The following is a 21,621-nucleotide window of genomic DNA, read 5'->3' on the forward strand; positions in this document are numbered from 1 at the left end:
GCCTCGTCGCTCCCTGCGTCTTCGACGGACCGATCAACGGCGAATGCTTCCGCGCTTATGTCGAACAGCAGCTTGTTCCAGTTCTTAAGCCGGGCGACATCGTGATCATGGATAATCTCGGCAGCCACAAGTCGGCTGCTCTGCGCCGCATCATCCGAGGCGCCAGCGCCAGACTCTGGTATCTGCCGCCTTACTCACCCGACCTCAATCCGATCGAACAGACCTTCGCCAAGATCAAGCACTGGATGCGCATCGCGCAGAAGCGTACCCTCGAAGACATTTGGCGACACATCGGCGACCTCGTCACCTCGATCCAGCCTGCCGAATGCAGCAACTACTTCGCCAACGCAGGATATGCTTCCATCAAAACGTGAAACGCTCTAACCGGATTCGCCCGGCCAAGAAACGGAATTGGAGCCGACTGTTGAACTATCCGAAAAATAGGAAGCCCCGGCGTGACAGCCGCTCATCGACGCCGGGGCAACGCTACTCGCACCCACCCTACCAAAAGGGCGTCGAGGATCGGCGAGAGCAGCACTGCAAAAGAGCACAGCTACCGCGTTGGCGGTGATCACATTGCTGCCCAGTGCATTCCAGCAGCAACCGTGATGCACTTCAGTAGAAGTCGGATTCGAGGCGTGCCCGGCTACCGCAATGCGAAGCGTATCGGGATCGTCGTTGGGCCTCCGATGAATGCGGACTCAGAGCGCTTCGGTTTGCCCGCCAGCACCACAGCAGAGAGGCGCGGGATCAACTCCTCGAAAAAAATACGCATCTCCAGCCGCGCAAGATACTGGCCAAGGCAAACGTGGTTGCCTGCACCGAAAGCCATGTGCCGGGAGGCATTCCGATCGGCCCGAAACTGCTCCGGCTGTTCAAATGCGGTCTCATCGTAGTTAGCCGAAAGATAGGAAAGCATCAGCCAATCACCCTTCCGAATACGCCGCCCTCCTACCTCGGTATTCTCGCTCGCCGATCGCATGAAATGCGAGACTGGGCTGGTCCAGCGGATCGCCTCATCGACAAACTTATCTATCAGTTCGGGTCTTTCCCTGATCCTCGGAAGTTCATGCGGATGCTGAGCTAAACCCCACATTGCGCCTGACGTGGACAAGGATGTTGTATCATGTCCCGCCGTCACGAGGAGAAGATAGAGACAGAACGCCTCGAAGCGCGGGATCGGAGCACCATCGATCGAGGCACTCGCGATCGCGCTCGCCAGATCACCAGCCGGCTGCCGGCGCCGAGCATCGGTGAGGCGTGCAAAATAGTCCTCCATATCGGCGTACGCTGCTTCGAGCTGCGCTATTAGAGGCCCTTCCTGTTTCGCAGTGTCTCCGTGTGTCATCCTCAGCATCAGCTCCTCGTCCTCGGCCGGAATGCCGACAAGTTTCATCAGCACGCGCAGAGGATAGTGGAGGGCAACATCTCGGACGAAATCGCACTCTGTTCCAAGTGCGGTCATGTGATCGATGGAGGCCCTCGCGATGGCCCGGATATCCGCCTCGACCTCTCTCAGCTTTGCGGATGTGAACCAACGCTGGATTACCCGGCGGTACCCGAAGTGATTAGGTCCATCCATTGAAATCAGAGTGCGGAAGACGAAGGGCTCGCCAGTCTTGGCCCGCATCGCCGCTTCACCGGCGCGGTCAATTATACCGATCGGACGCTCGCCATTGATGAACAGGCTGTTTTGCCGACTGACATCGTAAACGTCGCGGTGCCGGGTCACGAGCCAGAATGGATCGTATCCGTCAGCCTCGACGAGACCAACCGTGTTATTGGCGCGAAGCCAACGCAAGTCCGCCAGCAGTTCATTGCGTTCCGCGTGGGCGCGTGGCGATACGACAGCCTCAGCAATGTGCTTGGGAACGGCGACTTCGTTGATCATCCTTCAACTCCTAGCTTTCACCCATCGCGCGCTCGAGTGGTCGCAAGGGTCGGATTCGAACCGACGACCTCCGTTGATCTAAGCCGACTCGAAGCCCCGACGCACTTGGGACTCCCGACGCCATGGCAACGCCGCTTCGCTGATCATCTGAACGCGCCGTAAAGATTGATCAGCGAGAGTAGCGCCAACAAGAGAGCACAGCATCCGACTCGATGGTGATCACGTTTCTACTTAGGACGCTTTAGGATCAACCGACGTGCATCGTGGTTACAGGACTGAGCAGTCCATGTGGCTGAGAAGTTCCTCGATCCGGTTTGGAGCCGTCATATCCTCGCGGAACGCCGCTTCTTCGAGGCACGCCAGCAAGGTGAAGTGGGTGTCCGCTCCCGCTGCATACTGAAATGCACGTGTATCGACTGATGGACAGCCCGCCTTACGGCTTCTCTTGCTTTCTCAACGTGTCATTCGGCCTGCAATATTGACCCCCTAAGCGGGGGATCGGCGTCCAAAATTTTGGACGCCGATGTGGAGTGCGCCCCTGAGGGTGGACAGATTTCAGGCTGCTGATTTGCCAGTCTGCCGGGCGTGTTGATCCTCGAATTGCTGCGGGCTCAGATAGCCGAGCGCCGAATGGAGCCTGCGTCTATTGTAGACCTCCTCGATGAAGCGGGGAAGCTGTTCGGCGACCTCCTCAAAGTTTTCGAACGCCATTGGGTAGACCCGCTTCGACCTTGAGCGTCTTCATGAAGCTTTCCGCTTTGGCATTGTCGTAAGGGTTGCCTCTGCGACCCATCGAGCCAATCAAGCCGTTAGCACTCAGCATGTCTCGATAGAGCTCGGCAGCATATTGGGAGCCGCGATCGGAATGGTGGATGCAACTCCGCGGCGGCTTTTTCCGTTCGAGGGCACCTTCAAGGCCGCGGCTGTCAGGCGCGCGTCGATCGAGCGGCCGATGGCATAGCCGACGATCAGGCGCGACCAAGCGTCCAGAATGACCGCCACGTAAACGAAGCGCCCCGGCAGGGCGACATAGGTGATGTCGGATACCCAGAGCTGATTGGCGCGGTTCGGAACAAGATCCTTGCCAGGTTCGGAAAGATCGGACCATTGTGATCGCTGTCGGTTGTGGCGATGAAGCGGCGCTTGGTCTTCGGTTGCAGATCATGTTCGCGCATTAGGCGCCGGATCTTCTTGTGGTTCACGACGAGGCCCTGCTGCCGCAGTGTGGCGCCCACTCGGCGGTAGCCGTAGGCCTCGAAGTCATCGCAAAACAGCGAACATCGCCTCCACGATCGCGGTGTCGTCGACCGACGTTTGCGGCCGGTCATAATAGGTCGAGCGCGCGATCCCCATCAGGCGGCGTCCTTCGGCAAGGCCGATGCCGCGGGGCCGGTGACAACGGATGTAATCCCGCTTCTCGGCCGTGGTGAGCTTTGCAGAGCCCCCTTTAGGAACTCTAGCTCTAAAGCCTGCTTACCGACGAGCGCTCGAGCGCAGCGATCCGGGCCTCGTATTCCTGGATTAGGTCGGCGGCCTGGGCGTCGTCATCGACGGCGCTTTCCTCGTATTTGCTGACCCCAGATCCGGATCAGGTTGCGCGAAATGTGGTGGCGTTTTGCGAGGGCATGCAAGACCTCACCAGCGATGAACTCTTGCGCGACCTGCCGTTTGAACTGGATGCTGTGACTACAGTGCTTTGCCATGGGTTTTCACTCTGCGAAAACCCAGCAAACCTGGTCAATTCCTCAATCCGATCCGTCCACCCTCAGGGGCGCACTCCAACGAGGGGGCAAATTTGAAACGCCGATTGACAACCCCACACCAGGGCACTCGAAACAACAGACTTAGACGAACTAGTCGGCGAGGACATCATCGAGCTTCTCTTCGCTCAGGCGCCAACGAAGGTATTCACGCGAGTAGCTAGGTCTTGATACACTACTATTTGAGCCTCGCGTCTCCTACAAGCCGTGACGCGAGCTAAACTGGGCTAAAATGGAAGCCCCGGCGAGGACTGGAGGATCGACACCGGGGCAACGCTCTCTTGCTGACACCATAGGGCGCTAAGGGGCGTCAAAGATAATCAGCGAGAGACACCCCGCCAACAAGCATAGCGGCCGTCCTTGTGGGGATCACGTTGTGGTCAGACGTACAGCCGCACAGAACCTAGAGTGCACTATCTGTGCGCGCAGGCGTCATGGAGCAGCTGCGCGTCTTTCTTGAAGCACGCGAATACCACGAGAGCCGTAGCAACTCATTAAAGGCTGATCCTGCCGCGCGACCGCTCACCGCGTATCGTCAATAATTGGGGCGTGATGCCTCGCGCGGTCACTTTCGATGCGTCCCTGAGCGTCACACCAACGCGAACAGCATCCCTGCGCGTAAACGACGCGCCTGGTCAACAACCTCGACAGAAACGTTTCTTTGAACCGCGGACTCTGGACTCTCACGCCCCGAACGGCTGAGATAACAGCCGCAGCCTAAGAGACCGGCCACGCTTCGTGCGGGCGAGACTATATCCCGGAGAACAGCAATGACCGTCGAAAAACCCGTACGTTGCTTCGTCGTCGTGCCCGGCGCCGCCCCAGGCGACCGTGTCGCGATCGCAAAGCGCGGCGCGCGCGGTCTCTATATGACCGACCTCGACAGCCGCACCGAAACCGAACAACAGCTCCAGGCGATTGTCGACGCGATGAACGAGCGCATTGGCGTGGGCAAGGCTGAAGCGCATGCCATGCTCTATGGCGCAGTGCTCGGTTGGCACATTCGCGCGGCAGATAGCCACTACTGGCGCGACCTGGAAGTGACGGCGCCGCTTTAGTCCAAACCAGAATCACTCCACAACGAGCGTTGGCTCAAGGCCCACTGACTCGGAGAGAATGCGCATTGCGCCGCGTACCCGACCATCATGCGGGCATTAAGCGCCGCTAACAGGTATTCCTGCGGATTGGCAAAGCGGTTCGATCCGCCCAATTCGCACGGCTCATCGATATCGATCGAAAATTGGCGAGATACGCGCGCTCCGCCGATCTCGAAGCCATCGACTTGAGCCCGGCTGCGTGTTCGGCCCTGCCAGAGCGAAGTGACGCGCCAGCTTGTCTTACCCTAGAGGGCGATCTGATGGGCAGCGACCTGCGCCTGCCGCCCGTGACCAGCAGAGAAATCATCCGTCCGCCGCGGCACGGCGAGTTGTTCTCTATCCATCACGGTGGCACCGGCAAACGCACCCGCCTAATCTGCGGATTCCTCGGCTGCGCCAGCGCCGAGCACAATTCAGTGATAACGAGCTTGCCGCCGTTGCTCAAACTTCGAATCGAGGAGAGGGAGGCGGCCGAATGGATCCGCTCGACGTTTCAATATGCGGCGGAAGAGGTTTCCAGCGGTCGTCCGGGATCGGAGAGCGTGCTTGCTAAGCTTTCGGAGTTGTTGTTCGTCGAAACAGTGCGGCGGTACGCGGAAGGCCTACCGGAAGGCCAAACCGGATGGTTCGCCGGCTTGCGCGAACCCCCACGTGGCCCGCGCACTGGCGCTGCTACACCGCGACATCGCGCGGCACTGGACGGTTGACGACCTTGGCCGCGAGGTCGGCCTGTCGCGCTCGGCGCTGGCCGATCATTTCATTCGTCTGCTCGGCTTACCGGCTATGCACTATCTTGCTACCTGGCGCATGCAAGTTGCGGACGAAACGCTTCGCAGTACGAACGCGTCCGTGGCACAGGTCGCCGAACTGGTGGGCTATGAATCCGAGGCGGCGTTCTCGCGCGCCTTCAAAAAGACATTCGACGTAGCACCAGCCACGTGGCGGCGTTCCAAGAGCTGAAGCGAGGTTCTCGACAGTACGCTTCAGGGTTCGTGCCCCTGGACCAAACGTGGCCGATCGATTGCACTTCGTGCGGGCTCGTTCTTGCTATGGATGATAACCCACTTCCGTAGCGCGACGTAGAACACCGGCGTCAGAAAAAGACCGAACAGCGTAACGCCCAGCATGCCAGCGAATACCGTAATTCCCGTCACGTGCCGGACCTCGCTACCGGCCCCTTCCCCCACCACCAACGGTACCGAGCCCGCGATAAATGCTACAGAGGTCATAACGATGGGTCGCAGCCGCAGGCGGCAGGCTTCAAGCGCCGCTTCTATGACCCCTTTGCCGTGTCTCTCCAGCTCGCGAGCAAACTCAACGATCAGAATAGCGTTCTTACAGGCGAGCCCCATAAGCACGACCAAGCCGACCTGGACGAATACATTGTTGTCTCCTCCCTTGAGCCAGACGCCGAACAGCGCCGAACACATGCATACCGGCACGATGAGAATCACCGCCAGCGGGAGCGTCCAGCTTTCGTACAGCGAGGCCAGCACCAGGAAGACGAGCAGCACCGCTAGAGGAAAGACAATTATTGCCGCATTGCTTTGGGTTACCTGTTGATAGCTCAAGTCCGTCCATTCCAACTGGATCCCCCGGGGCAACACCCTCTCCGCGATTTGGCTCAGTTTGGCAATAACCTGCGCGGATGACAGGACTTTCGGATCTGAGTCACCGATAACATCGGCCGCAGGGTAACCGTTGTACCGAACCACCGGATCCGGACCGTAAGTCTGCGCGATCGTCACCATCGAACTGATGGGCACCATTTGGCCCCGCCCGTTGCGCGTCCGAAGGTTGCCGATGTCCGCAGCCTGCTGGCGATATGGCGTGTCCGCCTGAGCCATGACTCTGTAGACTCGGCCAAACTGGTTGAAGTCGTTGATATACGTTGAGCCAAGATAGACTTGCAACGTCTCGAACAAATCCGTCATTGCGACACCCTGCGCTTTGACCTTCGTTCGATCGATCTTGACCTCGAGCTGAGGAATATTGGCCTGATAGGAACTGACCGGATAAGTCATGCCGGGAGTACGGGCGATTTCTGCCCTGAACGCATTGAGCGCATCCTGCAGCGCGCCATAACCAAGTCCCGCGCGATCCTTGAGATAGAGCGAATAGCCGGAGCCATTTCCGAGCCCCTGGATCGGCGGCGGGAGCAGCGCGTAGGAAAAACCATCCTTGATGCCGGCAAACTTCGCGTTCAGCTCTCCGTTGATGCTCATAGCGCTGCGGCGGCGCTGGTCAAATGGTTTGAGTATGACGTATGACGTCACGATGTTCGGCGTATTCACGACCTGCAGCGCGTTAAAGCCGACGTAGGACTGAATGATATCAACTCCTTCGACGCTGTGAGCGATCTCGTCCATCGTCCGCGCAACAGCGTCTGTACGGGCTAATGATGCGCCCTCGGGGAGTTTAGAACCGGCAAACAAGTACAGTTTGTCCTGCGTCGGAATAAAGCCACCAGGCACGACATGAAACAAGACGGCAGTCAGGGCCAGAAGGACCGTATAGGCGGCGAACACGGCACCACGCCGGCCCAGGGATCGCTGCACGATTACCTCATATCCGTTCGAACTGCGTTGAAAGAAGCGATTGAATGGCCGGAAAAGCCAACCAAGTGCATGCTCCATAACACGCGAAAGCCAGTCCTGCGGATCCCCGTGAGCGCGCAGCAACGTCGCAGCCAGAGCAGGCGACAGCGTCAACGAGTTGATTGCGGATATCACCGTCGAAATCGCAATCGTCACCGCGAACTGTTTATAGAACTGGCCGGTGACACCGGACAAAAATGCCATGGGTACAAAGGCTGCGCACAGCACTAATGCGATCGCGATGATCGGACCGGAGACTTCACGCATTGCCTGCTCAGCGGCATCGCGCGGGTTCAGGCCTTGCCCGATGCATCGCTCGACGTTCTCGACGACTACGATTGCGTCATCGACCACGATGCCGATCGCCAAAACCAGGCCGAACAATGTCAATGTGTTAATCGAAAAACCAAGCAGATACAGAAAGGCGAACGTTCCGACCACCGAGACTGGTACGGCCACCAACGGAATAACTGATGCACGCCAGGTCTGTAGAAACAGAACGACGACCAACACGACCAGAACTGTCGCCTCGACGAGCGTGTGCTGTACAGCCCGTATTGACTCGCGCACGAATACAGTCGGATCCCAGACAGCTCGGTAAGTAACGCCTGGCGGAAAGTCCGCTGATAGCTCCTTCAATTTGCCATAGACAGCAGTGGCAACACCGAGCGAGTTGGCTCCCGGCGACAAGAAGATACCGGCGGTTGTGGCATTCTTATTGCCTTCAAATACCCGCATCGTGTAGTCATCACCGCCGAGTTCCACCCGGGCGACGTCGGAGAGGCGAACCACTTGACCATCATCGCCACTCTTTATGACGATGTCGCCGAACTCCCGCTCGGTCCGAAGGCGGCCACGAACGTTGATTGAGATCAGGAGCTCTGTGCGCTTGGGAGACGGCTCTGCTCCCAACTGGCCGGCTGAAACCTGCACGTTTTGCTCGCGCACTGCGGCGAGTACATCTGTGGCAGTCAAGCCGCGCGACGCCAGTCTGTTCGGATCGAGCCAAATGCGCATCGCGTAGTCGCCGGCGCCGTAGAGGCCGACATTGCCAATGCCGACGAGGCGCGACAGCTCGTCCTTCACGTTCAAGGTCAAATAATTACGCAAGTATAGAGAGTCATAGCGATTGTCCGACGAGAACAAGCTAACATACATCAGCGGAGTGGGAGCCTGCTTCTGCGTAGTTACGCCGTACTGCCGCACCTGATCGGGCAGTCGGCTCAGCGCTTGACTCACTCGGTTTTGTACTCGCACAGCAGCGGTGTCAGGATCGACTTCGGGCAAAAACGTGACGACGACCTGTAAGCTGCCGTCAGAGCCGGCAACCGACTTCATGTACATCATACCTTCGACGCCGTTGATCGCTTCCTCCAGCGGCGTGGCGACCGACTCCGCCGTCTCCTTTGGATTGGCGCCGGGATATGTCGCACGCACGACCACGCTTGGTGGCACGACTTCGGGATACTCACCGACAGGAAGAAAAGGAATTGCCAGCAAACCAGCCAGAAAGATGACAATCGATAAGACGATTGCGAAAGTCGGACGCTCAATGAAGAAGCTGGAGATATCCATCGTCGCTTCCTATTCTGCTTTCGCCGTGGGCGGCTCGGATGGCTTCACGGGCGCGCCAGAAAAATAGATACGCTGAAGACCGTCGATGATGAGCTTGTCGCCCGGCATCAAACCGGACTCGACCACGCGAAATCCGCCGCTCAACCGCCCGAGCTTGACATCTTTTCGCAGAGCCGTATTGCCGGGCCCGACAACGTACACATACTTCCGGTCCTGGTCCGTCAGCACTGCTTTGTCGTCGATAAGGATTGCCGGCGTTTCATCGTCGCTCCAAATCTGCACGCGCGCGTACAAGCCGGGCGTGAAAGCGCGGTCGGAATTGTTGAGCCGCGCCCGTAGCCGAATACTCCCAGTTTGCGGATCAACCTTGTTGTCGACAAAGTCGACTTTACCAGAGTGAGAGAAACCATCTTCGTTGGCCAAGCCAACGCGTACGGTTGGCGTAGCTCCGACCTGGCTCCTCAGTAGTTTGCCGCGGTACCGGAGATAGGAGTGCTCGTCAGGATCAAAATAGACATAGATGGGGTCTTGAGAGACCATCGTAGTGAGCAAGCTTTGATCAGCAACTGCCAGATTGCCGACAGTAAGCATAGCGCGGCCGACGCGACCGTCGATGGGGGCGCGCACCTCCGTGAATTCGAGATTGACTTTCGCAACGGCGAGTGCCGCCTCTGCGTCCAAAACGTCCGCTTTACTTTGTAAGTATGTGGCACGACGAGTATCGGCTTCCTCCCGGGATACGGCACTCGTCGGTAGAAGCACCTGCGCACGGTGATCACGGAGTTCCGCCAGGGCCGCAAGAGCTTGCGCCCTCTGCAATCTGGCAGCCGCGCTGTTCACAGCTGCCTGGTACGATCGCGCATCGATTGTAAACAATAGATCGCCGCGATGGATCTCGTCCCCCTCCTTGTAGGCTACGCGCTCAACATAACCGCTCACACGTGGCCGTATCTCCACGGACTCAATCGCGCTAATCCGACCGTTGAATTCGTCCCACGACCTTATTGGCTTTGCGATCACCATGGCTACATCGACGTCTACGGGCCTGACATCAGCGGCTGCTGTCGTATCGTCACAGCCACCTACGCTCACCGCGACCGATAACAGCACGCTGACCAACCAGAACCATTTTGAGAAGCATCGTTCTACGTTGTAGTGAACCGATGCGCAGCGCTCCATCGCCGCCGCGACGAAAAGGCGTTTGAACGTGAGCATTTCGCGCAACTGCTCGGACGATGAATATCTACTCACGCACATCTCCCAGCAATTCGCCTTGCTCACGGATCTGACTTGTCATTTGAAGGCCAGCACGGCCGCGAGAAGCACGCCGAGAAAAGCCAAAGTGGCAACTATGCCGCCAAGCTTCGAATTTCTGGCTGCAGTCTGGTCCCCGGCGGCCGATTTCCGGAAGCTTGTTTCCTCGAAGGCTATTGCTGCGAACATCACCGCTATCAACACCATCTTGGCCCAGAACCACGGCGTCGCGCCCTGCAGGCCGCCGTATTTGAGCCAAAGTAGACAAGGCCCGCTAATGAGCAAAGCCGCCGCTGCCACCTTCCCTACGGTCGCCATATGGAAGCCGATGCGGAACAGGGTCGCACGTGTTTCCTCGTCGACCTTGGGAAGCATGGCGCCGATGATAGGCATAACCACGGTGTTGGAGCCGCCGGCGACGAAGGCAACTATGTGAATCCAAAGCAGGAAGCTAATCGTATACATCTGGGTTCTCTCTCGGTGAAGATCGACGTCGGCTGTGAGGCGCCGTACCGACGAATGCAGAGGTCGAAATGCGACCCCAGAGGTGGCGACGGCTGCGCCACCACAGCGTCGGACTTATCCAAATATCGGACGTTTGCTCAGTTCCAGTCCGCCTTCAATATGCGCCGGTGCAATCTCGGCAAAGCGCACGTCTATATGGATGGGCCTGTCCGCCGGGCATCGCGTCGACCTTCGTTGGTCCTGCCAATGAGGTCCGGTACGATCGTCGTCAAATTGGAGTCCTCCTGTTTCTCTCCGGGTTTGATCTCGAGGTTGTCCGCGATAACGCAACAGATTCTAGATCTTCGCGTGACGGTAGTCGTGCGCCTGCAGCGCACTATTATCGCTACTGAGGTGCCCTCCCCTCATTGATCCGTCATAGGTATGGCGGGTACGCCGCACACCGCGCTTACCAAGCCCGGTCTGATTCAAGTCGATTCTGAAGCTAAGCATGACTGCCGGGGGAGTGGTCGCCGACCCTGTTTCGGGACCACGAGCTAAGGGCCGCGCGACGCCGTTGTGTTTCGAGACCACGGTCTTTCTGCGCGTCGAACTCACAGGCAGCGATCGGCCGAGTCGGGCCGCCTGCAGGGACACTCCGCAGGGTAATCCGGCGACTGGTTACGTCCGTATTGATGAGTGCGCGCGATGAAAGCGGCGCTATTCCCTGGCGGAATAGTTTGCCGGCCCGGGCACATCGCCCGGTGATGAATGACGCCTTGGCCGTGGTAGCGGCCCGGGAGAATCGCACATTTTGGTGATCGTCGGACCACAAGTCTGGCAACGACTCCTTTGCATATTACGTGCGATGGGCTTCAACTTCTTGCCACCCATTTATGTGTGCAGCCCAATCGGAAATATGATTTGCAACGCTAGAGGTTTTCGCCACACGAAGAGATTTCCGCTACGGAGCCGCTGGGTCACAGCCGACGAGAAACGCTGGCAACGGTCAAGTGGAATATCTATCCGAAGCACAAAGGGTCTGCGGCCGTGATCAAAACGAATCGTGCCTTTGCAAAGCCAGCCTCAATAACGTTACCCGAGTCCCTGCCGTCCGCAACGCCGATGCCGGTTTGGCGCGACGCTCTGCGCCACTCGCAAGCCCTGGATGTAGGGGCGTGGCACGAAACGCTCCACTCGACGTGGGGCCGATATACGCCAGTGGTCAACGACCCCAAGTCGTTTGTCGCGAAGATCCGCGCGCAAAGCCTTTATGGATTGTCCGCGATGCATCTTATGCCCAACGCTTCCCGCGTGGAACGGACACAACGAGATGCTCGCGTTGACGGCATGGACCATTACTATGCCTTGTTCTCCGTCGTAGGCACAGTAAAGGTGCTTCAGAACGATCAGGCCATTGAGCTGAATAACGGACAAGTACTGCTGGTCGATTCGGCAAGGTCCGTGAGCTACGTGGCGGATCAAAATGAGCAACGGCAGGATACTTACGCAGCAGATCGGGACGCCTATCGGCAGTGCTTCGTTCTTCAACTACCGCGTCAATCACTGGTCTCTCACCTGGGCTTCGAGCCACAGTATGGCCCGGGCGTTCGCTGGGATACTCCTGCGGGACGAGCGCTTTTCAAAATTGTAAGTGATGCCGTCGATGAGGACGTACCGATGTCCGGCTCAACCTTAGGCTACATGCGACTGGTGATCTACGATCTAATTGGCGCTATCTTCTCGCCACCAGACCCGGCCACTTTCTTCCGCAGCGAGAAGCTCTTTCAGCGTGTCTGCAACGTTGTAAAGAATCACTTTGAAGATCCAAACGTCACTCCTGACGAGGTTGCAACCGAAGTTGGGATTTCGCGTCGCTATCTTCAGAAGCTGTTTGCGATGCGGAACCTGACCTATACTCATTTCATCAATTCCGTACGTCTCGATCATGCTGCGCGCCTCTTACGGCGCCGTGCCGTTCTGGGCACAACGCAGCCTATTAGCGCGATCGCTTATTCCTGTGGCTTCGGCAATTATGCGAATTTCGCCAGGCAGTTCCGGAATCGCTTCGGGCACGCTCCAGCGGTCCATGCGAAAGGTCATGACGACGATCCGCGCACAGGACGCCTGCATACGAACTAGTGCCCATCACTATCTATGCCGCCATCGACGCTTTTTAATCTCACGGAAGCAGACATCTGTCGGCTGCGGGTGAACCGTCGCACCAGGGAGGTCGCCTCCAAAGCCCGCGCCCCCAATCGATCAAGAAGTGCATTTCGGTATCGCTCGTAGTGTTTCGCAGGTGCATGACGAATGGCGTACGATGATCTAGGTTAGCCCGGGCACCAACAGGATAGGTTCGTAACACAGGTCTTTAGAACATGCATAGAGGCGTTCCTTCTCCCCAGCCAGTGCGGTGTGTAGACCTTCCGGAAAACTCTCGAATCGCTAGAACCCCTGAACCATCCATTCGCAAGTCTATCCCAGACATCGCCGAGCATGAATACGATGCGAGGGTCCGGCACCCGATGGAAGAACAGCTGCACCAAAGCCAGAAAATGGCCTTGGTCGGCCAGCTCACCGCTGGCGTCTCCCACGACCTCAACAACCTGTTAGCGGTGATTTCTACGAACCTCGATTTGATCGAGGACGTGGCGACGACCGGCAGGGTCGGGCAGCTCGCCGCTGCTGCACGACGCGCCGTCGATCTAGGCGCCAAGCTAACAGGACAGCTACTCTCCTTTTCGCGGCGCCGGAAATTCGAACCAACGCTGGTCAACGTAAGCCAATTGATCTCTCAATTCGAGGGGCTGATGCGACAAGCTGTCGGACGAGGATACGACATCCGACTGCGCATCGACGCTCAGCTCTGGCGGTGCCACGTCGATCCGTCGCTGCTGGAGACGGCGCTGCTCAACCTCATACTCAACGCACGTGATGCGATGCCTCACGGGGGCGCCCTTGAGCTCGAAACCCGCAACGTTATCGTGCATGAAGGAAGCGCCAGCAGCCGCCGAGCAAGGTCTTATGTCAGACTGTCCGTGACGGACACAGGCAGCGGAATTTCCCCTGAGGTGCGGGAACGAGTATTCGAGCCGTTTTTTACGACGAAGGAGGCCGGCAAGGGCACCGGGCTCGGCCTCAGCATGGTTGAAGGATTCGTTAGACAAACCGGTGGGTGGGTTAATATCGAAAGTGCGCCGGGAGCCGGAACGACCGTCGCCCTCTATCTCCCTAAAGCACCGGAAACGCTTAAGGCCTGAAATGACTCGATAGCCGGAATTATGTACGGGAGAGGATATGACAATGGCAACACGGCCTGTTGGTCAACTGCTCTCGTCAGCCCCGATTGATTAGTGAGGCAAGTACATCCCAGTATCGGCGATAGTGCACCGTGCGCGTTTGCTGGACGCGGCCGAGATCGCCAAATGAAGTGCTTACTGCTACCTGAGCATGGAGGTACACGATGAAGATCAGAGACGCGCTGCTGAATGGCCCGTTGGGATTTGGCGCGGCCCCCTTGGGCAACATGTTCCGCGACATTCCGGACGAGGAAGCTTCCGCTACAGTGGATGCCGCCTGGGACAATGGAACGCGCTATTTCGACACGGCTCCTTTTTATGGTGCAGGGTTATCCGAAATTCGGCTTGGCAAAGAGCTATCAAAGCGTAAGCGCGGCGAATATATCCTGAGCACCAAAGTCGGTCGCTTGATCCTCGACGACATGGAGGACGTCAGCGCCCGCGACCTCGGAGAGAAGGGGGATATCTTCAGGTACGGCCGGCCGAACAGGATGATCTATGATTATACGGCCGACGGCGTGGAAAGGTCGATCCACGACAAGCGCATGAACGTAGATCACATCGACTTTGTGTGGGTCCACGACATCGCTCGGGACTTTCACGGCGACAACTGGCTCGGCATGTTCGAGACCGCGCGCAAGGGCGCATTCGTTAGGCTTAGCCAACTGCGTGATCAAGGGCTGATCAAGGGCTGGGGCCTCGGTGTCAACAAAGTGCAACCGGTCGAGCTCCTTTTCGATCTCGCAGAGGTAAAACCCGATGCAACCCTGCTCGCCGGCCGCTACACGCTATTGGATCATGAACAGGCGCTGCAGCGTTTGATGCCGGAAGCGCAGACGAAGGGCATCGACATCGTCATTGGTGGTCCGTACAGCTCGGGCGTCCTGGTCGGCGGTGCTCACTTTGAGTACGCACCGGCTCCCAGAGAAATCCTGGCAAAGGTCGAGAAAATCAGGGCTCTCTGCACCAGACACCGCGTGCCGATCAAAGCGGCAGCCCTGCAGTTCTCACTGGCGCACCCCGCGTCGGCAGCCGTCATACCCGGCGCGAGCAGGCCCGGGCGCATCGAGGAGGATCACGAAGCCCTCGAGGCGAACGTGCCCGGAGAGTTCTGGAGCGACATCCGCGTACAGGAATTGGTGGCGCCGAACGCACCGCTGCCGATCGACAAGAAGTGAAAGCAGCGGCTGGCCGAAGGCATGCTGGCCGAATAGATCCGAAAGCCGGTGGAGACTGGGTTCGTCAGGATCGACCTGGGAAGCCACTTTCTGAAAGCTGTCACACTCGACGTGAAACATTGGACGTCGCAAGGTTCGGAAATGTTAAGGCTCAATCTCCTCGGAGCGTTTTCCCTTGTCAACGGACGGGTTGCAATAACGATCGGCAACAAGAAGGCGCAGGCTCTGCTTGCACTTCTTGCCCTCGCCCCGGCGCATTCTTGTCAGCGCGTGCGCTTGGCTACATTGCTCTGGCCTGACCACCCGGGAGGAGCTGCGCGCCAAAGTCTGCGCCAGTGTCTAAGCATTCTGCGGCGGAACGTCCCAGAGCTTCCGCTCGTGACAGACCATGATCGAGTTGGTTTCGCGGCGGAGACGATCGCTATCGACGTATCCGAATTCGAAGCGCTATACGCCGACAAGAACATCGAGTCGCTAAAGCTTGCGACAGAGCTCTACCACGGCGATTTGCTGGAATGCTTTGATGCCAGATCCGATCTGCTCGAAGCTTGGCTGATCGGAGAAAGAATTCGGTTTCGCACCATGGCAACGTCGGCGCTCCGTCTCTTGCTGGACTGCTTGAAGGAAACACCTCCTCGCGATGAAGTGTATCGCATTGCGCACCAACTTCTTGCCATCGACCCACTGCAGGAGGACGTCCATCGTTCGTTGATGAGGCTCTACTTTGATGACGGTCAGACTGCACTTGCGCTCAGACAATTCAAACGATGCAAAGCTGCTCTCCGGAACGAGCTTGACGTCGATCCCGATGACGAAACGATGGCGCTCTATAGGAATTTCAACAGTGCGCGTGCTCAGGGCGCAGCCAAACGCAATGGAACCGCCGAGCTGGCCGTCTCGGCTCGTAGCACGCTCCAACCGTGTGGTGAGACGGCGGCTATGCGGAGGGTTGGATGCACGACCCGCCGAATGTCCCGCGGGGAGAGGCGATGGCGACGCTGATCCGGGAAGGCCGGGATCGTGACACGTCGGCGTTCAGGCAATTATTTACATCGCACCTCATTCCGAATGCAAATGGCAAACAGATACGCTCGCTCAACAAACTACAACGGAGTACAGCGAGACCTTGGTCTGTCGACGCTCTTCGCATCCAGGCCTGTTATTGAGTTTACGCTGCGACGTCGGGCGATGGCACTATTTAATGTCACACTGCGGCAGACGTGCAAGGTTACGCGGATCATATCATCGCCGGGATATGGGATCGTTCGCGACGTTGAATGTGAATCAGGATCGGTCGATCGGAGATACTTTTGACGCTGATCTGGTAGTGGATGCGTCCGGCCGGGCCGCCCCGACAATGGCGCTGCTCGACGCTCTTGGCTGGGATCGGCCGAAGGTTGCTGAAGTCGACGTCAACATCAGCTATCAACAGCCGTGGTGACGAAGCCAATGCGAGCGCCTTCAGACTGGAAGGCGGTGTTGACATGGCCGAACCCGCCCTCTGTTTCGTTGAGTGCGTTTTTGTGGCCGATTGAGGGTGATCGCTGGATGGTCACGATTGTCGACTATCACCAAGCTGCGCATCTGGAGACGTGGAATAGCTTTCTCGCCGCCCTTAAACAGTTGATCACGCCTACAATTTACGAGGCAGTCCGGAGCGTCACCCCACCGGAAATATGGAACTACGGCTATCTCACCAACCTCTGGAGACACTTCGAACAGTTGCCTCGATTACCCCGCGGTGTGCTGCCAATCGGTGACTCGCTGTGCCGGTTCAATCCAATTGACGGGCAAGGGATGTCGGTTGCTGCCCAGCAGGCTGGTTGCTTCAGATTTTGCTGGAGGGGGCGGCTGCGAAAGCGGAGCCGCTCACCGCAATCTCAATCGACTTCATGGCCCAGGTCAGGCTCCCTGATCAAGACGTCGTGGCTCTCTCAACGACCGCCAACGTGCTTTTCCTGCGAGCGGCCGCAGAACTTAGCTGAAAGTCAACACCATGAGAGCCCGCTTTTCCGCGCTCCCGTCGCGACTCCATGATTCAGAGAACCTTGCTGGAGTCATCCAGCTTCTGCAGCCTCCTAGTCTGTTGCAGCATCCGGACATCGTGCAGCGGATCGAGGCCGCGTCCTCGGAAGCGACTTAGCAATGCGGCGATGAGTAGAGACGGCATTGTTGGACTTGCCGGGTATCTCGGCCCGCGTTTGCTGACTTCTAGAAATGAGTTACGCTATTGATATCGGTTTGAATTGGGCAGCATCTATATGTTGCAATATTTGTGGATTGATTTCCGCAGAGTGCGTGATTGCCAACATGTGACCGGCTTCTGGAAGGTGTATGTGATGAACGCTAGACATCACTGAGGCAAGACGGCTCACAATCTCCTGAGTAGGCTTAGGTGACGCTCCTCCGGAAAACAGCAGAGTAGGCACGGCCAGTCGTCGGGCGGCTTCTTCGACACCGTACTCGCCGAAGATCGCCGAGAAGTCTCCGACAATCTTATTGACGCGCTCCATGAAGGCGTTTTTCTTGCCTTCCGCTAGGTCTTGCCAACATTGGCGGCCGTTCCAAAAGGTGAGGAACCTTTGCAACCCAAGTTCCTTGTCATTGAACCATATTGGCGCGCAGATACGTGCGGTTTCGTGTAGGAAATATCGATACATCGGGTGATCGACATCTTGCTCAAGCAGAATCGACGGCAAGACTGGCTCGATGAGCGTCAAGCTCCGAACCCGACACGCATAACGCCCGCTGGTCGCTAGTTTGAACGCGATGGCGCCACCGAACGAATGCCCCACCAAATGGATCGGACCGGCAAGCGTCTCCAATTGCTGGGCCAAGTGCTCTGCTTCGATTTCCAGTCTCGACCATGCGGGATCGTAACAGGGAGTATCAGTCCCGTAACCCGAGATGTCGGGCGCAACGGCGTTGTACTCACCGCGCGCTTCAATGAGCTTCGACCATTGGTTTCCAGAACTCAACGAACAGTGCAAGGCTACGATATTGGCCTTTCTGCTGGTCGTTGCCGGCAGTGAGCTCGCAATTGTTGGCATCGCTCTCTCTCCACGCCTCTATGGGCATCCATGCGACCTCAATAAAGAGGACACGTGAGAGCGACGTCATCGACGCCGTCAAACGATCGTCAATCGTGCTTCCGCAACCGCGCAGAGTTTTATTGTAGTTATCGGCTCGATTTCTTGTCGCCCGGACAAGCGTCGTTGGATAGTGCGAGGAAGCTCGGATTGCGCGGCAGGTCTGTGCCGAGCCGATCCGGCTCGGAGATTTCGGTATTTGCAGACGAGGTCTCTGCGGTCGAGCCGGACGATGACGAAGGCATAGAGCAGGTCGAAACCGATCGTTGGAACAACGAACAGGTCCATGGCGGCAAGGTCTGGCGCGTGGTTGCGCAAGAAGGTTCGCCATCCCTGACTAGGGTCTGTTGAGATTCAGGATTCACAGATTGGACTGCCCGTGATTCAAGCTCCGAAAGGAGTTTTGGATGCACCGATTCGTTTTGACCGACGCTCAATGGTGAAGATGGCGCCGCTTTGTTTGGGCAAGTCCACCGATCCCGGCCGCACAGGAGGTGACAACCGTTTGTTTCTCGAAGCTGTGCTGTGGATTGCGCGTACGGGCAGCCCATGGAGGGATCTGCCGCCGACATTCGGCAACTGGAATACGGTGTTCAAGCGCTATCGCGATTGGGTAAGGGCTGGCGTTTTCAGACGGATCTTCGAAGCCGTATCAGATGACCCAGACATGGAATTCGCCATGGTCGACGCGACAATCGTCAAAGTTCATCGCCACGCCCAGGGAGCAAAAGGGGGACCAAAAATCAGGCCATCGGCAAATCGAAGGGCGGTTGGACCACCAAAATCCTCGCGCTGACCGACGCGCTCGGGAATCTGGTGCGGTTCATCCTGCTTCCCGGTCATCGCTTTGACACCGTCGGCGTTGCACCCTCATCAAGGGCATCGAATTCGGTGGCTTGATCGCCGACAAGGCTTTTGATTCCAACTGGATCATCGAAGACATGAACGTTCGCAAGGCGAAGATCGTAATCTCGCAGCATCCCAGGCGCGCCAAGCCCCTCGACATCGACAAGGACATCTACAAATGGCGCCACCTGATCGAGAATTTCTTCGGCAAGCTGAAGGAATTCAAACGCATAGCTATGCGATCCGACAAGACGGACAGCAGTTTCGAGGCGATGATCTACCTCGCCACCGCTGTCATCCATTCCAGATGAATCTCAACAGACCCTAGGCGATCCTCGCCGCTCGACCATGTACTTGGCAACGCTCGATTGCGCTACCTCAAACCCGAGCTTGAGCAGTTCGCCGTGGATGCGTGGCGCTCCCCAAAGCGGATTTTCGACGCCGATCCGCCGGATCAGCGCGCGCAGCGCGATGTCGATTTGCGTCCGCCCGCCCAGTGAGCGGGACTTCCAACGCCAGTAGCGGCGAAAGCCGGCCCGATGCCAGCGGACGAGCGTCTCGGGCCGAATGATGGTGAGGACCGACAGGATTGACGGAAACCAGCGATACAGCTGGATCAACAACCAGCGATCCTGGTTCGTGAACCGGGCGCGACCATGCAGCCTACGCCTCAAGACAATCAGCTGATGCCGAAGCGTCGCGTTCTCCGCTTCGAGCCGCAACTTCGACTTGAACGGCGAGCCCAGGACGGCCAAAGCGAAACAGAACAGCCCGATCATTCCGCCAGCTTAGGCGATTCCATCACGTCATCAACTCGGATAAGGTTTCGGTACACACAGAGGCCAGCGAGATCCTGCTGCGGCCGAGCGCACGGCTGGCGCGCTATTGCGCGAGATGGACAAGGCAAACGGTGGTCGTCCGATGAGCCAAGGTCATCGCCTGTGGGATCGATGTCGCTGTACACTCAGGGAGCCGATGCCACTTTCTCTTTCGGCATAGGCCTGCAGGGCGGCGGGTCCCTCTAAAATCAATTTGGCAGCGGGGGTTGGCGCGCCTCCGTTCAACACGTCGAGATAGGGATGGTAGAATGCGAATGCGCCCGGCTCTTGAATAGCGGCTTGCGCGAACGCGGGCGTAGCCGCTAGCGCGGACAGCACGACGGCCGCCGCGATAGTCTTGAGTGAACTCTTAGGCAATGTGTGACTGCGAACGAGATGATGAGACATGATGCACTCCTCTGGTTTGAGCAACGATTGCGGAGTGAACTTAAGTGGAACTTAAGGGCCGGAGAGCAGCCCCTCAATTGCAGCCAGTCGTGTTGATATGCTCGATCGTCTGAACTCGCCGAAATGTGGTCGGCCGACGTCCAATGATCTGAAATCGCTTAAAACGGATGAAGGAAAAGCGCGCGGTGCTCGATGGCATCGCAGCTGAGTTGCACTGGATCGTCGGTCGGCATGCAGTGGCGCCGCTGATCAGGATGAGAGGCGGCTCGCGGTGATCCGGAAAATTGAAAAACCGTTTTGGATTTGAGCAACCCGGTCAGCAGCGAAGCCGGCCGGATTCTGTAGACACCATGAAACGCGGCCATATGGCTGCTGGGGCGTTCGAAGCCTCGCGGGTGTCTGGTTTGTGGCGGCCTCGGAAGCCCCAAGTCTTTACACCGACCGTGATCCATTGATGACCTTGACAGGGTGATCGATAACGAGATCGGGATCGAGTTTGTCCCGATGCGCCTTCAGCACTGTGGTCAGGTCCTTGTCGCTTGCCCAGAGATTGTATTCCTCTCCAAAAATCCATGTGTTCTGCTCCAAAATCTTAGCAGCGCCCTCGAGATCTCAGGCCCTTAAGTTTCACTTAAGTTCACTCCACAATCGTCGCTCAACGCAACGAAAGGAGCGTCCAATGTCTCGCTTTTCAGTCTTCGCTGCGGCAGCTGTTTTGTCGGCGCTGGCGACGACCCCGGTGGCCTCCGCCAAGGAACATCACCACGTCGGCAGAGCGCCGCAGTACCTCAGCTTTCCGGGCTGGGCCTACACAAGGCCTCGGCCGTCGATCTACTACTCCCCATGACACTCCACGCTACACCGATCCGTCGAAGAATGGATGCTGCGGCTGAGGTGGATTGCGGAGGGGATGCTGGCGCGTGTCCAAATGCTCCTGGCGCACCGGTCTTGATTCGCCGGCTCCCAGAAGGGAGGTTCGAAAAATGCAGGCAGATCAACTGTCCCTGATAATCTACGCAGCGTCTTTGAGGGAAAGGATAAGGCGTCGCGACGCCCAACTCTTTCAACACCGCATCCAGCAGCGGACGAATGCGACGGTCGTCCGGATAACGGTCTGCAACATCCGTCGGGAGCGCCAAGCGGTCCTTCGGAAGCTTGTTTACTCAGGCCATAGTGTGGAGTTCCTGTAGCGAAGGCATACTGACGGTTTCGTGGGCCCGGGCGGTGGTAGGCGCGTGCCGCCACGTCATCGTAGTTCCAACAAGAGCGCTGACTGCAACTGCTAAAATCTTCAGACGCGTCATGGCGCATGTTCACGCCGGTGATGTCCTTGGAAATGCCGAGTTGGCGCGTCGTGACCCG

The 21,621-nt window shown here is 57.8% G+C and carries 18 protein-coding genes and 3 pseudogenes; 12 read left to right on the top strand and 9 right to left on the bottom strand.

Annotation, left to right across the window (positions count from 1 at the left end; genetic code table 11):
• Nucleotides 1-374: transposase (locus tag YY7_RS0141490; RefSeq protein ID WP_028168312.1), on the top strand; the 374-nt coding region annotated here is incomplete at its 5' end.
• A 272-nt stretch (nt 375-646) separates the two neighbouring features.
• Here the strand turns inward: YY7_RS0141490 and YY7_RS0141495 are convergent.
• From YY7_RS0141495 to YY7_RS65325, 4 genes and pseudogenes are all read right to left on the bottom strand, one after another.
• Complete coding sequence (locus YY7_RS0141495) at nt 647-1,891, bottom strand: cytochrome P450 (protein ID WP_035692355.1); 1,245 nt, start codon at nt 1,889-1,891, stop codon at nt 647-649.
• Nucleotides 1,892-2,446: 555 nt separating this feature from the next.
• Nucleotides 2,447-2,605, bottom strand: a pseudogene (locus YY7_RS61130) (IS3 family transposase); the annotation flags it as partial.
• Nucleotides 2,606-2,707: 102 nt separating this feature from the next.
• Nucleotides 2,708-2,947 (bottom strand): annotated as a pseudogene (locus YY7_RS63915) (DDE-type integrase/transposase/recombinase); the annotation flags it as partial.
• Entirely contained in the window at nt 2,860-3,126 is a 267-nt protein-coding gene (locus YY7_RS65325; RefSeq protein WP_196237410.1) for an IS3 family transposase, read from the bottom strand. The pseudogene YY7_RS63915 and the gene YY7_RS65325, both read right to left, overlap by 88 nt.
• 1,295 nt (nt 3,127-4,421) lie before the next feature.
• On the opposite strand from YY7_RS65325, the gene YY7_RS0141515 reads away from it, so the two are divergent.
• The 3 genes from YY7_RS0141515 (at nt 4,422) to YY7_RS62680 (ending at nt 5,708) form a co-directional block, all read left to right on the top strand.
• Entirely contained in the window at nt 4,422-4,709 is a 288-nt protein-coding gene (locus YY7_RS0141515) for a hypothetical protein (RefSeq protein ID WP_028168315.1), read from the top strand.
• Between the two features lie 299 nt (nt 4,710-5,008).
• Complete coding sequence (locus tag YY7_RS62675) at nt 5,009-5,455, top strand: cupin domain-containing protein (RefSeq protein ID WP_210164740.1); 447 nt, start codon at nt 5,009-5,011, stop codon at nt 5,453-5,455.
• The gene (locus tag YY7_RS62680; protein WP_028168316.1) at nt 5,400-5,708 is read left to right on the top strand and encodes a helix-turn-helix transcriptional regulator; all 309 of its coding nucleotides are present in this window, start codon (nt 5,400-5,402) and stop codon (nt 5,706-5,708) included. The genes YY7_RS62675 and YY7_RS62680 overlap by 56 nt, the downstream gene beginning before the upstream one ends.
• 23 nt (nt 5,709-5,731) lie before the next feature.
• Here the strand turns inward: YY7_RS62680 and YY7_RS54540 are convergent, their stop codons facing one another.
• Genes YY7_RS54540 through YY7_RS0141535 form a run of 3 tightly spaced genes read right to left on the bottom strand, consistent with a single transcriptional unit; the run spans nt 5,732 to nt 10,639 of the window.
• Nucleotides 5,732-8,920 (bottom strand): efflux RND transporter permease subunit, encoded by a 3,189-nt coding sequence (locus tag YY7_RS54540; RefSeq protein ID WP_051397200.1) that lies wholly within the window; start codon nt 8,918-8,920, stop codon nt 5,732-5,734.
• Between the two features lie 9 nt (nt 8,921-8,929).
• Nucleotides 8,930-10,171, bottom strand: coding sequence for an efflux RND transporter periplasmic adaptor subunit (locus tag YY7_RS54545; RefSeq protein WP_210164741.1), 1,242 nt, complete (start codon nt 10,169-10,171; stop codon nt 8,930-8,932).
• A gap of 42 nt (nt 10,172-10,213) precedes the next feature.
• The gene (locus YY7_RS0141535; RefSeq protein WP_028168317.1) at nt 10,214-10,639 is read right to left on the bottom strand and encodes a hypothetical protein; all 426 of its coding nucleotides are present in this window, start codon (nt 10,637-10,639) and stop codon (nt 10,214-10,216) included.
• 1,029 nt (nt 10,640-11,668) lie between these two features.
• Here YY7_RS0141535 and YY7_RS0141545 point away from each other — a divergent pair.
• The 5 genes from YY7_RS0141545 to YY7_RS0141565 all read left to right on the top strand — a co-directional run bounded on the left by YY7_RS0141545 (nt 11,669) and on the right by YY7_RS0141565 (nt 16,539).
• Complete coding sequence (locus tag YY7_RS0141545; RefSeq protein WP_155255538.1) at nt 11,669-12,760, top strand: helix-turn-helix domain-containing protein; 1,092 nt, start codon at nt 11,669-11,671, stop codon at nt 12,758-12,760.
• A 386-nt stretch (nt 12,761-13,146) separates the two neighbouring features.
• A complete protein-coding gene (locus YY7_RS54550) occupies nt 13,147-13,881 on the top strand; it encodes an ATP-binding protein (protein WP_051397201.1) in 735 nt (244 codons plus the stop codon).
• A 203-nt stretch (nt 13,882-14,084) separates the two neighbouring features.
• Nucleotides 14,085-15,098, top strand: coding sequence for an aldo/keto reductase (locus tag YY7_RS0141555; protein WP_028168320.1), 1,014 nt, complete (start codon nt 14,085-14,087; stop codon nt 15,096-15,098).
• A 48-nt stretch (nt 15,099-15,146) separates the two neighbouring features.
• Nucleotides 15,147-16,100: an AfsR/SARP family transcriptional regulator gene (locus YY7_RS54555; protein WP_028168321.1), complete on the top strand. Its 954-nt coding sequence runs from the start codon at nt 15,147-15,149 to the stop codon at nt 16,098-16,100.
• A 253-nt stretch (nt 16,101-16,353) separates the two neighbouring features.
• Nucleotides 16,354-16,539: a hypothetical protein gene (locus YY7_RS0141565; protein WP_028168322.1), complete on the top strand. Its 186-nt coding sequence runs from the start codon at nt 16,354-16,356 to the stop codon at nt 16,537-16,539.
• Nucleotides 16,540-17,320: 781 nt separating this feature from the next.
• On the opposite strand, the gene YY7_RS0141575 is transcribed toward YY7_RS0141565, so the two are convergent.
• Entirely contained in the window at nt 17,321-18,148 is an 828-nt protein-coding gene (locus YY7_RS0141575) for an alpha/beta fold hydrolase (RefSeq protein ID WP_080664072.1), read from the bottom strand.
• Nucleotides 18,149-18,337: 189 nt separating this feature from the next.
• On the opposite strand from YY7_RS0141575, the gene YY7_RS0141585 reads away from it, so the two are divergent.
• Nucleotides 18,338-18,538, top strand: a complete 201-nt coding sequence (locus tag YY7_RS0141585; protein WP_155255540.1) for a hypothetical protein — start codon at nt 18,338-18,340, stop codon at nt 18,536-18,538.
• Between the two features lie 56 nt (nt 18,539-18,594).
• Nucleotides 18,595-19,344, top strand: a pseudogene (locus YY7_RS59175) (IS5 family transposase).
• 3 nt (nt 19,345-19,347) lie between these two features.
• Here YY7_RS59175 and YY7_RS54565 read toward each other — a convergent pair.
• Entirely contained in the window at nt 19,348-19,812 is a 465-nt protein-coding gene (locus tag YY7_RS54565) for a hypothetical protein (protein ID WP_051397202.1), read from the bottom strand.
• Nucleotides 19,813-20,938: 1,126 nt separating this feature from the next.
• On the opposite strand from YY7_RS54565, the gene YY7_RS61145 reads away from it, so the two are divergent.
• Nucleotides 20,939-21,106 (top strand): hypothetical protein, encoded by a 168-nt coding sequence (locus YY7_RS61145; protein WP_155255541.1) that lies wholly within the window; start codon nt 20,939-20,941, stop codon nt 21,104-21,106.
• Nucleotides 21,107-21,621 lie beyond the last annotated feature (515 nt).

Source organism: Bradyrhizobium elkanii WSM2783 (assembly GCF_000472865.1).
In the GTDB taxonomy this organism is placed as follows: Bacteria; Pseudomonadota; Alphaproteobacteria; order Rhizobiales; family Xanthobacteraceae; genus Bradyrhizobium; species Bradyrhizobium elkanii_A.